Consider the following 12,316-nt stretch of genomic DNA (forward strand, 5'->3'; position numbering starts at 1 on the left):
CCGGAGGAGTAGGCAATTGCCCGGCCTCATGATAAAATAGTGAAAAGGCTGTAAATTCAGTTTTTTCATAATCGAGGGGGAATCATAGTGGCACAAAAAGTAGACATAAGTGATATTTTCAAAATCAGATCGGTATCTTCGCCTAAAGTGGGTGCAGGGCAGCAGGTCACGACACTGGTGACGCATCTCGACGAAGAGAAGAATGACTATATTACCAATCTGTACCGGATTCAGGATGAATCCCTGCAGCAGCTTACATATCAGGAGGAGCGGCTATCGAATGTCAGGCATTCGGAAGATGGACAGTGGACGCTGTTCATTGCGAAGGTGGAGGACAAGCCGCAAGTCTTTCTGCTCCGCACAACCGGTGGGGAACGGATGCAGCTGACTAAAGAAAAATCAGGCGTCAGCAGTGCTGAATTTTCAAAGGATGGCACAAAAGTGTACTATCATGTATCGGTTGAAAAGGACGCGGAAGAAAAAGATGAGTCGAAAGACGATAAGAATAAGAAGCCGGAGCCGGTCATCATCGACCGCATGAAGTACAAGGCGGACAGCGTGGGACTGCTCAAGGAGAAGTACCAGCAGGTGAAAGTCATCGATGTGGATACGAAATCGGTAGAGACACTGCTTGAAGGGGAGGAGAACTTCACACTCCATGAAACCATCGGCAGTAATACGCTGATCTATTCGACCGATAGAAGTGATGATCCGGACTTCAACTTCAATCAGACACTGTATATCAGGCAGGGTGACGGTGAACCGAAGGAGATCCCTTCCGAAGAAGGCGGCATCATGAAAGTGGCTGTTTCACCGGACGAAAAGTCTCTGCTGATTGTCGAGATGAGCCGGGAGTATGAAAATGCGACACATGGCGCACTCCATCTCTATAATATCGATTCAGGAGAGAAGACGTATATTACCGAAGGGCTTGATAAGCCGGTCGGCGACTCTCTTGCTGCGGATACACAGCAGTCGGTCGAAGGCAACCCAGCGCAGTGGGTAACGGATGACCGTTTTGTCTTCCTTGTGTCAGATAACGGCAGTGTCAACCTGTACGAAGGTACTACGGATGGAGACTTCAAGCCGCTGCTTGAAGGACGTCACCATATATTCGGCATGGATGCGACAGAAGAGTATGCAGTGCTCGCAATTTCGGAACATACTTCTCCAAGTGAACTCTATAAATATGACTTTGATGGCGGATCGCTTGAACAGCTCACGCATGTGAATCAGGCATATGTGGATGAGACGGAACTTGTGGATCCGGAAGATATCACTTTCAACAGCGAAGACGGTACAGAAGTGCATGGCTGGTTCATGAAACCGGCAGGATACACTGAAGGCAACAAGTATCCGATGATTACCAATATCCATGGCGGACCACACGCATTCTACGGCAATTCCTTCTTCCATGAGATGCAGGTGCTTGCTGCAAAAGGCTACGCCGTACTGTTCGTAAACCCAAGAGGGTCCCACAGCTATTCACAGGCGTTTGTGGATGCTGTCAGGGGTGACTATGGCGGGGGCGACTACAAGGACATCATGGCCGGCGTCGACTATGTTACAGCGCAGTACGACTGGATCGACCAGGACAACCTCGGTGTGACCGGCGGCTCCTACGGCGGCTTTATGACCAACTGGATCGTCGGCCATACGGACCGCTTCAAGGCAGCAGTGACACAGCGCAGCATCTGCAACTGGGTCAGTTTCCGCGGTGTGTCGGATATCGGCTATTACTTTACGGACTGGCAGATCCAGGCGGAGTTCAGTGATATCGACAAGATGTGGCATCACTCGCCGATCAAGTACGTCGATAAAATCAACACACCCCTGCTCATCCTGCACAGCGAGCGCGATTTCAGATGCCCGATTGAACAGGCGGAACAGCTGTATATCGCACTCAAGTACCAGAAGAAGGAGACGCAGTTTGTCAGATTCCCTGAAGCGGACCATAACCTATCCCGTACAGGAAAGCCGAATTTGAGAATCGAGCGCCTGACGCATCTCGTCGACTGGTTCGAAAAATACCTCGACTGATTTCGATAACGCAGTATAGGGGGCAAAATAGTGATTACATTAGTGAAGGGCGCATATGTTTATGCGCCTGAACCTTTGGGAGTAAAGGACATTGTCATCTTCAATGACAGGATCGAAAAGATTTCCCGGGAAATCAATGAAAAAGACTATGAAAGGCTGGGTCTCGACATATCAATCATTGACGGCAGTGGAAAGATTGCTGCACCCGGGCTGATCGACCCGCATGTCCATCTGATCGGCGGTGGTGGCGAAGGCGGCTATCATACGCGGACACCGGAAACGAATATCAAGGACTTCATTGAAGCGGGTATTACAACGGCAGTCGGACTGATCGGCACCGACAAGACGAGCCGTCATCTGGAATCTCTCTATGCAAAAGCTAAAGCACTGGATACGGAGGGCATGACGGCGTATATGTATACCGGCAACTATCATGTGCCGGTACCGACTGTGACCGGAGATATCCAGAAGGACATCTATCTGCTCGACAAGGTGATCGGTACAGCCGAAGTGGCGATTGCAGACCATCGTTCCGGCCAGCCGAGTGTGCACGAACTGGCAAAGGTGGCTGCCGACACGAGAATCGGCGGACTGACTTCCGGCAAGGCCGGTGTGACCCATTTTCATGTTGGACCTGGCGAGGGGAAGCTCAGTCTGCTGCATGCACTGCTCGACGATTACGATATTCCTGCTGACAAGATCTATCCGACCCACATCAACCGCACAAAGGCACTGATTGAAGATGCCGCCCGTCTGTCAAGACGAGGTGCCTATGTCGATATGACTGCGGATGATGACATCGTTTCGCATCTTCTTATATTCCAGCAGGCTGAAGGTGATATGGAAAGACTGACACTCTCTTCCGACGGCAATGGCAGTCTGCCGGTCTTCGATGCGGCAGGCCGCCTCACTCATATGGCTGTGGCCCGTCCGAAAGCACTGCTTGAAAACATCCAGATGCTTTTGAAATCTGAACATTTCAGTCCCGAAGAGATATTCAGTCTGGTGACAAAACATCCATCAGATGTGCTTAAACTCTATAAAAAAGGGAATCTGAAGGCAGGGTATGATGCTGACCTGCTGCTGTTCAATGATGAATACCAGCTTGATCGGGTCATTGCAAAAGGAAAGGTACTGCTTGAGAACAGCAATCTAACCGTAAAATCAACTTTTGATGAATGAGGTGAGCAGAATGACTGAAAAGGAAAAGATGCTCAAAGGTGAATACTATGATCCGCAAGATCCGACGCTTGTACACTTGAGGGACAATGCAGATAACCTGATGAATCAGTACAACCACCCAGGCGGCGGGGATAAAGGACAGCTGCTTGATATGCTGTTCGGCTATCATGTCGAGGGGCTCAGTATCCGGGCGCCATTCTTCTGCGACTATGGCATCAACATCAGAGTCGGCCGCAATTTCTATGCCAATCATAATTGCGTCTTTCTCGATGTTGCCAAAATAACGATCGGTGACGATGTACTGCTGGGACCGAATGTTTCTCTCATCACTGTCAATCACCCGATTGATCCGGAGAAGAGAAGACAGAAACTCGAGTATGGCAAGCCCATTACCATTGGCGATAACGTATGGATCGGTGCAGATGTCACTGTCAATCCAGGTGTTACAATCGGTGAGAACGCAGTCATCGGTTCGGGATCGGTTGTGGTGAAAGATGTGCCGGCAAATACAGTGGCTGCTGGAAACCCCTGCAGGGTGATCCGGGCCATTGAAGAGTGAAACGCTGATTTCCCAATGTGGAGATCAGCGTTTTTTATATGACGCTGCCGAAATTCCATAGAATGAGGATGTCGACAGCATTCCATAATCTGAGCAGTGTATACGTAATGAGATGGATACCGATGACGTAGAGGATCAGCGGCCAGAACGTATCGATCGGCCGGTGTCGGATGGCGAGGTAGAACAGATAGCCCGGATACAGATTGAGCAGTGTAAAGATGATGACGAGCGAGATGCCGAAAAGGATGAGCAGCGGCGCTTCATTTATATTGAAGAAGCGGTTGATTGCGGTCACAAGCAGGAACAGGCAGTTGGACAGGATGAACACGACTGTTATAAATACTGTATAGTAGGAGAGCAGTGACAATATACCGATCGGTTTCTTTCTGAACCATCGAATCATGAAGTATAGAAAAATCAGGTTGGATGCGACATATATGGTGAGAATACCGATCCGCAGCAGCAGTGTGCTGATGAAAGGGACATTTGAAATGGCGTTTCCGGTAAACAGCTCTCCACCGAGCAGGTGGCCGAAACTGCCGGTGATCAGTGTATATAGCAGCAGAAGCGGAATGGTGATATAGGGTGAAATAAGAAAAGTCGGGTATAGTTTCCTATGGATCTTCATTAGAAAGGATAGTGGCATTATCAGACCCCCTGGATGGTTGCTATCATATTAGCACAATTGCCGTACAATTAATAACGACTTAAACTATGTTATATTGGCAATGACGGATCAAAGAGAAAGGATGGTTGAAATGACAGAGAAATTCAAGAACAGGGTGGAGAAACTTACGTCCATGCTCGATGTGGATGCAGTAATCATTACAGACCCGACAAATGTATTTTACTTTACAGGGTGCTTCATTGAACCGCACGAGCGGATGCTCGCCCTCCTGATTGACGTAAAATCGAACGATACGGCACTGATGTTCCCGGAACTCGACCAGGAAGTGGTCAACGATGAGGCGACGGTGGACAATCATCTGCCATACAGCGATGGAGAAGATCCTTTCAGACAGATATTCGAACATCTGATGGACGCAGATACCATTGGGATCGAAGGCGGGCATGTGACTTACAATCGCTATCAGAAGTTCCTTGAAAACTATACGGCGGACCAGATCACATCCGTAGAAGCGGAGATCAATCAGCTCCGTGGCAAAAAGGACGACGATGATAAGGAGAAGCTTCAGGAAGCTGTCGATATTACGGAAAAAGCATTGGCCGATCTTGTGAACGAACCGGTTTCTGGAAAAACAGAGAAGGAAATTGCCGAATTTCTGCTTAATAAAGTGAAGGAATACGGCGCAGTCGATGTCTCATTCGGACCTCTTGTGCTGACCGGTGAAAACTCCGCACTACCGCACGGTACATCAGGAGATACGACTGTCGAACCAGGCCACTTCCTGCTTATCGACTTTGGTGTCGTGACGAAGGACCGCTACGTATCCGACATGACACGCACCTTCATCATCGGTGATCCGACCGAAGAGCAGGAAGCCATCTATAATGCTGTATTGAGAGCCAATGAAGCGGGCATCAAGAAGGCACAGGCCGGCACGCAGATGAATGCTTTGGATGAAGCCGCCCGCCATGAGATCATGGAAGACGGTTACGGGGAGTACTTCACCCACCGTATCGGACACGGTCTTGGCCTCGGGCTGCATGAAGCACCATCCCTTGACGCACAGAATACAGACAAGCTCGAGAATGGGCACGTCATCACGATCGAGCCCGGTGTCTACAAGGCCGGCTTCGGCGGCGTACGCATCGAAGATATGCTCTACATTGATGATACGACACATGTCTTTACGAAATTCCCTAAGGATATCGACAGCATCACGATTGAAGGGTAGAAGAATATAGACTTAAAGAAGGTACAGCTCAGTGAGCTGTACCTTCTTTGGATTCAGATCTATTTCCGTCTCTTCAAGAGCACCATGAACAACGCGATGAGTAGCAGTGCAATGGCAATCATCCAGGAAGAGCCGGTTACCACTTTTACATCATCCAACCAATGTTTATCCTGTTCGATTGTAGGCGCAGCAATCCCGCTTGTCACAGGCTTCCGTACTTCTTCCGGTGCCGGCGGTGAGGTACGTTCTGCGTAGACGAGTACCCTGTCCTCCCCGGAAACGGTGCATGTGAGCAGCGTGATCATGTCTTCGCCTTCACGTATCGCAAGCTTGTCCACTTCGTGAGGTGTGATGATTTCTCGTGCGACAACTTCATAGTAGAGGGTCTCCTTGAAGTTGTTGATGATGACAATCGCCCCATCTTCCAGTTTGTCGATGTGGGTGAACCATTCATGGTCAGGCGAATACGAGTGGGCTGCCAGTACACTGTTGGAAGATAATCCTCCGACCGGATAGCTGGTACCGTCCACACGCGAAACGCCAAGGTCCAGATTCTCCGGCGTTGCCTTGTCATATACCGGATAATGAATGTCGAGTGCAGGAATGTCGACAGTGGCGATGACACCTTCCTTGTTCTCAGATGTGCGACCTGCCTGCTGCTTCCTCACTTCTACAGGAGGCGTGGATATCGCCTCCGTCCTCGATAGAGTAGCATTATAGTGCGCAAAATTATTGTAGGCTGCTCTTTGATCCTCCGAATCCACTTGAAACTGTTCTGTCATGGCTTCCGATTCACGGGACATGGTGTAGTTGTGGTAGAACTTCATGACGGTCGGATATAGGAATATGGATAGTCCAATCAGGAATAATGCAATCACAACCAGTTTCCTAATCATTATTCTCATCCTTATCTTTATCCTTTTTCCGCTTCCATACACGCCACAGGATGAATAGGAACAGTGCGATACCTAAGCCGATCATGTAGTTTCTATAGACATCGAAGAATTTCATCCACCACGCCGTCTTTGCAGCTTCATGATACTCCTCGACTTCAGGGGTGTAATCAATCTGATGGCCGCGGACGATGAGCCTATGAGAATTGACCATATACGGTGTACATGTAAGCAATGTCACATGATCTTCATCTTCTTCAATCCTTAGCTTTTCAAAATCAGTCGGTTCAATGACATTAATCTGATCCACCTCATATGCCAGCGTCTCGTTGATATTGTGGACAAAGAACACGTCACCGATTTCCATATCATCAAGATCCGTAAACAGTTTTTTATCCGGCAACCCCCTATGTGCAGTAAGGACGCTGTGGGTATTCTCCCCGCCGACTGGAAGGGAAGTGTCATTCAGATGTCCCACACCCTTCTGCAGCACATTTTCCCCTGTCCCTGCATAGATGGGTAACTCCTGGTGGATTCTCGGAATTTCCACAGTGCCGATCTTTTCATTCACCTCGAGCATCTCAGCGTACATCGCCCGTCCTTCTTCTTCTTCCGCTTCCGTGTAGAGGTCGCTCAAAGCCTCGTTGCCCGTCAAAGACTGGTTGTATGCGTGCGCCTTTTCCATACGCGCGTCAATATCATCTTCATTCAGACGTTCCACTTCCTGATTGAAATCATCCACCTCATCACTCGCCCGATAGTCATAGTAGACCGCACTGATCATCGGATAGATCAATATCCCAAGACCAATCAGGAAAATAAGTACAATAATGAAGTTGAAAATGAAGTTTTTTCTTCTGGTTTGCTGCTTTTTCTCCTGATCCATACTATGCCTCCCGTTTCATTTTAAAAAGAAACAAGGCAGACAATGCTGTCCACCTTGGCCTGCTTGAAGTATCCTACTCCGCCTGCTTCCTTCTTCTTCCGATCAATACAAGTGCAAACACCATCAATGCCAGACCGACAACTGTGAAGAGAATGGTACCCATACCACCAGTGTCAGGGATTGTGACTTTCTTGTTGATGATGTTTTGGACATCTGATGTGTAGGAAGTTGCATTTATCGTGAAGTCCGTGTTTGGATCAGTCGGGAGTACATAGCCTTTCGGTGCTTTGATTTCTTTCAGTGTATATAATCTTGATCCTGTATTATCGTCACCTTTAGATCCGTATGACAGACCTTTAACTTCAAAAGCGCCATTAGCATCAGAGATGAACTTTGTTGCAGCTGATTGATCTGTGACCCATGTCACTTTCATGTCTGTGTCCTGTTTCAGGTATTCTTCAGTTCCATTTTTCATGACTACAAATTCCGCGCCTGCAAGTTTCTCAGTTGCTCCATCTGTTTTGACGAACTTCTTACCGCCAATATAGACTTTAGGTACTGTACCAACAGTTACTGGATTGCTTGCATCTGAAGCAACGCCGTGTCCGTTATCGAATGAGAGTGTTACGGTATTTGTTATATCTTGACCCATTGCGGCGCCTTGGTTAATTTGTGTGGTGACAGCAATGTTCAGCAGAGGCGCCACACCAGTGTCGTTCCAGACCTTGCCTAATTTATCAAGTCCAGCTTGCAAGAATACAACTTTCAAAATAAGAGTATTGGGATCGAAGGAAAGCTCATAGTCTGTTCCAGGTGTCATGGCAATGCCATTATATGTTACTACAACCGAACTACCATCGAAGTCGAGGTTTTTATTGATTTCACTTGAAATTTCGTATTTCTGATATTCTTCGATACCTTTTGGTACTGTAGGTTTAATGTTCCAGATTACATCTTCACCGATATCTACTGATACCGAGTCGTCTCCGGTAGCATCTTTGCTTTCACCGACGTTCATTTCTATTTCTGGTGTTGGTGCCAATGTATTTTTCGGGTAGACGTGAAGGTCTGTAATGTAAGCATCTCCGCTTTGATTTGTGATAGGCAACGCAAGTCCAAATGGAACGGCTGCAGATTTTACAACTGCTGTAGATTTATTTTCAACGAACCAGTAGTGTCCTTCTACCAAACCATTAATAATTGTTTTACCCTCAGCGTCTGTCGCTCCTGTAGTCTGACCAGCTGTCCCCATATATGCTGTCATCTGCTCGACAGTAGTATACTTAGCTTGATCTTTCATCATTGCATCGTATTGTTCTTTTGTAACTTTCCAGTATGTGAACTTGATGTTTGAAATTTTTTCGACATTTGCTGGTGGAGTGCCATTTAACTCATCGTAAGTTGCAGTTCTTGCGTTTTCACCTTTAATCTTGTGAATCGTCAGATTGGTTACTTTATTTAGATCAGCAGCTTGTGCTGTTTCTGATGGAGCAAGCGCAGTGAGCATAAGAACCAGTGCGAAGAGCAGTGCTGTAAGTTTATATAGTTTTGACATGTTAATGCCTCCTGTGTTTTTTTGCCTTAGCATTTATTTGATATTTAATCTATTTTTAGAAAATAATGACAACGAAATTAATAAGAATCCGATGACATAGAATGGAATGGTCCCGATGCCTCCCGTTTCAGGCAGAACTTGCTGATCATTTGCTAATTTGACTACTTCATCCGTATCCTGGTCTCCCAAGGTAACTTTTGTAGGTTGAGAATCCAATTTATGACCTTCTGGTGCTTTAGTCATCACAAGCAGATAGTCCCCATATCTCAAATCACTGAATGTCAGTTCTCCATTTTCATCGGTAGTGGCTGTACCAACAGTTTTGCCATCAATATCTCTCAGTTCGAATGTGGTACCAGGTAAGACATCTGTTTCGTTTCCTGATGTGTGATTGATCACTTTTAACTTACTTAACTTTGGCAAGTTTTTTATATGGAATGATCCGGCAGTGTGTGTTTGTCCATTAATGGTATAGGTTCCGTCTGTCTTAATGATGACGCTATACTTTATGCCATCCGGCTGATAGCCGTCAGGGGCGGATATTTCTGTCAGTATATAGCTGCCTACAGATACTTGTTTGAAATTTACATGACCATCACTGGCAGAAGTGGCAGTTGCTGCAATGTTGCCTTCTCCATTTTTCAACTGAAAATTTGCACCTGCCAAAGGGTCGTCATTCTCATCGGTTTTTATAAATATGAAATCATATTTCTTAGGAAGTGCTTTTGCTTCTGGTATTGGAAAGTCGAGCACTCTGTTACTTGATTGATGCGGTACTATTGTTGTGCGTTTATTCATTGCATACCAGGTGTCGGTTTTAAAATTCGGGTCCCCCGTCCGAAGTTTGACGTTATAGTTTAAGTTGAGCCAGTCATCTTCACCCAAGTTCACACCTGTGACGGCAAATGTACGGGTTGTTGCATTGTAGGATACCTGAGCTTGGCTTTTCACTTCAGGTGATGACGCAGTCAAAGTGTAATCACCTGAATTTAATACGCCGTCCGAACCAAGGTCCAGGTCATACATATCACCAATGGGGTCAGTAATCCTGCCATTAATAAATGAATCAACAGATATTTTGTCCTGTATATCATTTAAAGTGCCAGGCAGTCCGTTTGCAGGGTTGACCGACTTATACGCGTGTGCAGGATCACTCGCAACTTTCGCGAGCAGGTTATCGATATCAGTTGCTGAAGCGTCTCCGGATGAAGTCCCTCCGAAATCTATACCAACTGTATACATTTCCAGATCAGGATGTGCATTCTGTATCAGTTTCGCTTGAGAGATTGTCGGCTGACCATGATTGGTAATGGAAGCAACCCGGATTGGGAAGATTATAAAGATCTCGTTAATAGAATAGCTATCCGATCCAAGATAAAAGTCAGCGCCATTTCCTACTCTGTTTGAACTGAATGAATTGATTGTTTCAGGATTGTATCGCTGCGATACACTTTGTCCAGTGTAGCTATATGTCGGAACACCATCAGTGATTACAATCATGGCCTTTTTATGACCAACTGGAGACTGAGATATTATTCTTTCCCCTTCCATCAGTCCAAGCTGGGTAAAAGTCGCTCCGCCTGGATTTCTTTGAGGAATCGCAGAAATAATACTGGCAGTGTCGCTGGACAAACTGCTTGAACTGATGATGGCCGAAGAATAGTTGACGATAGATATACGTACGTTATCATTACCTTCAGTCATCTTTGTAACAAAATCCACAACCCCCGCTCGTGTTCTTTGCCATCTGGTAGTACCGTCAGCATAACGTTCATTCATACTGCCCGAGTTATCCAAAACCAGCACGACATCGAGCGGCTTTGAAGTAGTGGTTGTAGTTCCTTGCGTAGTAACATCAATACTATAGGAATGCTCAGTACTGTTTGGTTGTGCACACTTCTGAAGATATCCCTCATCATATTTAATCGGCTGTGGTGTACGGTTTCTGTACAGCTCGTGTTCCTGCCATGTCATATTTCCGATGGTTGCCTGATTATTTGCGGTGCCTTGGAAAGGTGCTGCCTGGTTGTTTTCGCATCTTGGGAAGAGTGGTCCTTCCACTTCTGTCGACATGGTCCCGAGTGCTGTGGCCATACGTGGCATGAAGCGAAGTTCCTGATTCAGTTCAGCAAATGCTTCTTCTTTGGGTGTTCCTTCCGATGTGGGTTCCTCACTCTTTACTTCTTCAGTACTTTCCTCTGCTGACTCTTTTTCAGGTACTTCTATATCTGCTTTATCGTCTGATTGAATTGGTTCACTTTCCGACTCTTCTGTAACGACTTCAGGTTCTTCCGATTTTTCTTCAGTCTCTTCTTCTGTTGTTTTTTCTATTTCCTCTGATACTTCCGTTGTTTCTTCTTCGGGTTGAACAGGTACTGTGACAGGTGTTTTTATTTCTTCTTTTTCTATGGGAGCCTCTTCTGGGGATTCCTCGGATGATTCTACGGTAGTTTCTTCAGATGATGTTTCTTCCGAGGGTTTTTCAGGCTGTTCCACGGAGGTCTCTTCGGAGGCCACTTCTTCTGTACTTTCTTCAATTTTGATATCATTTACTTCTATATTATTATCTTTGACTGTTATTTCTGCTCCTTCTTGAGCAATCGGGTGGATACTGTAGGGAATCGTGTTCCCGTCTGCGTCATTCAGTGGCAGGTCTTCAACTGCGTAGCTTTTGGCAGCTGGCTCCAAGGCAATGGTTCTGACGACTGCACCGGTCTTGTCGTTTACAACTTCGATGCTGAATGCAGTGCCTGATGTGTTACTGACTGTACCTTCAACTGCCGCCTCCAGATACTCATGTACAACCGTTGTACCTTCCACGGTTGTGCTATAGTTGCCTAGAGGTTCTGTCTTGATTTCATACATGATTTCAGAGTTATCATCGTTATATTTCCGGATGTCTTCAAAGGTGAATGATGATTCCTCTGGCGGAAGTTCCATGGTTCCAACTGTTTCTGATGTGGCTGTATCGATGAGATGAATGATAGTCGCCGGAGGGTTTTCGTCTTCTGGCAGATTATTATAAGTGACAGCACCTTCAATATTCTGTCTGGTATAGTGCACATCGGTTGCTTTAGCGGTATCCTTATCCAGTGCTGTCTCGACTGTCAATGTATAGTTCGAAGCATGCTGGTCTGTGATTTTCGTGGTAAGCGTGAAGTCTGTAACTGTCGAAGGAGAGTCGAGCTGAATACTATATGTACCATCGTTCTTTTCTTTCAGCTTACCGACTGTCTCATCCACTCCGCTGATGCTCTCTCGATCCAGTATGTGCCCGCCTTCCAGATGAAGGGCGAGTGTGCCTTTTTTATAAGGCAAAGCTTTTGCATTTACTTGTACATG

9 protein-coding genes are annotated in these 12,316 nt (G+C 46.5%); 4 read left to right on the forward strand and 5 right to left on the reverse strand.

Annotation, left to right across the window (positions count from 1 at the left end; all coding sequences use genetic code 11):
* The first annotated feature begins 87 nt into the window (after window positions 1-87).
* From J4760_RS13305 to J4760_RS06220, 3 genes are read left to right on the forward strand one after another with little or no spacing between them, the layout of a single operon-like run.
* Entirely contained in the window at window positions 88-2,040 is a 1,953-nt protein-coding gene (locus J4760_RS13305; protein WP_237605116.1) for a S9 family peptidase, read from the forward strand.
* A 30-nt stretch (window positions 2,041-2,070) separates the two neighbouring features.
* Window positions 2,071-3,222, forward strand: a complete 1,152-nt coding sequence (gene iadA, locus J4760_RS06215; RefSeq protein ID WP_237605117.1) for a beta-aspartyl-peptidase — start codon at window positions 2,071-2,073, stop codon at window positions 3,220-3,222.
* 10 nt (window positions 3,223-3,232) lie between these two features.
* Window positions 3,233-3,781 carry a sugar O-acetyltransferase gene (locus J4760_RS06220; protein ID WP_237605118.1) on the forward strand — a complete coding sequence of 183 codons (549 nt, stop codon included), beginning with the start codon at window positions 3,233-3,235 and terminating at the stop codon, window positions 3,779-3,781.
* 34 nt (window positions 3,782-3,815) lie between these two features.
* Here J4760_RS06220 and J4760_RS06225 read toward each other — a convergent pair whose 3' ends face one another.
* The gene (locus J4760_RS06225) at window positions 3,816-4,427 is read right to left on the reverse strand and encodes a hypothetical protein (protein WP_237605119.1); all 612 of its coding nucleotides are present in this window, start codon (window positions 4,425-4,427) and stop codon (window positions 3,816-3,818) included.
* 112 nt (window positions 4,428-4,539) lie between these two features.
* Between J4760_RS06225 and J4760_RS06230 the strand changes: the two genes are divergently transcribed.
* Window positions 4,540-5,640 (forward strand): M24 family metallopeptidase, encoded by a 1,101-nt coding sequence (locus J4760_RS06230; RefSeq protein ID WP_237605120.1) that lies wholly within the window; start codon window positions 4,540-4,542, stop codon window positions 5,638-5,640.
* A gap of 59 nt (window positions 5,641-5,699) precedes the next feature.
* On the opposite strand, the gene J4760_RS06235 is transcribed toward J4760_RS06230, so the two are convergent.
* The 4 genes from J4760_RS06235 to J4760_RS06250 form a co-directional block, all read right to left on the reverse strand.
* Window positions 5,700-6,536, reverse strand: a complete 837-nt coding sequence (locus J4760_RS06235; RefSeq protein WP_186365550.1) for a class C sortase — start codon at window positions 6,534-6,536, stop codon at window positions 5,700-5,702.
* On the reverse strand, window positions 6,529-7,419 hold the full coding sequence (locus tag J4760_RS06240; RefSeq protein ID WP_237605121.1) for a class C sortase: 891 nt from the start codon (window positions 7,417-7,419) through the stop codon (window positions 6,529-6,531). Before J4760_RS06240 ends, J4760_RS06235 begins: the two co-directional genes overlap by 8 nt.
* A 73-nt stretch (window positions 7,420-7,492) precedes the next feature.
* Window positions 7,493-8,974 (reverse strand): SpaH/EbpB family LPXTG-anchored major pilin, encoded by a 1,482-nt coding sequence (locus J4760_RS06245; RefSeq protein WP_237605122.1) that lies wholly within the window; start codon window positions 8,972-8,974, stop codon window positions 7,493-7,495.
* Window positions 8,975-9,007: 33 nt separating this feature from the next.
* Window positions 9,008-12,217 (reverse strand): vWA domain-containing protein, encoded by a 3,210-nt coding sequence (locus tag J4760_RS06250; protein WP_237605123.1) that lies wholly within the window; start codon window positions 12,215-12,217, stop codon window positions 9,008-9,010.
* Between the last annotated feature and the right edge of the window lie 99 nt (window positions 12,218-12,316).

The organism is Salinicoccus sp. ID82-1, from assembly GCF_021991715.1.
Lineage (GTDB): Bacteria > Bacillota > Bacilli > Staphylococcales > Salinicoccaceae > Salinicoccus > Salinicoccus cyprini.

What these genes read in the sequence shown, in the direction of transcription:
- J4760_RS06225 (WP_237605119.1), bottom strand. Translation starts at nt 4,427, where the DNA reads ATGCCACTATCCTTTCTAATGAAGATCCATAGGAAACTATACCCGACT.
- J4760_RS06230 (WP_237605120.1), top strand. Translation starts at nt 4,540, where the DNA reads ATGACAGAGAAATTCAAGAACAGGGTGGAGAAACTTACGTCCATGCTC.
- J4760_RS06235 (WP_186365550.1), bottom strand. Translation starts at nt 6,536, where the DNA reads ATGATTAGGAAACTGGTTGTGATTGCATTATTCCTGATTGGACTATCC.
- J4760_RS06240 (WP_237605121.1), bottom strand. Translation starts at nt 7,419, where the DNA reads ATGGATCAGGAGAAAAAGCAGCAAACCAGAAGAAAAAACTTCATTTTC.
- J4760_RS06220 (WP_237605118.1), top strand. Translation starts at nt 3,233, where the DNA reads ATGACTGAAAAGGAAAAGATGCTCAAAGGTGAATACTATGATCCGCAA.
- J4760_RS06245 (WP_237605122.1), bottom strand. Translation starts at nt 8,974, where the DNA reads ATGTCAAAACTATATAAACTTACAGCACTGCTCTTCGCACTGGTTCTT.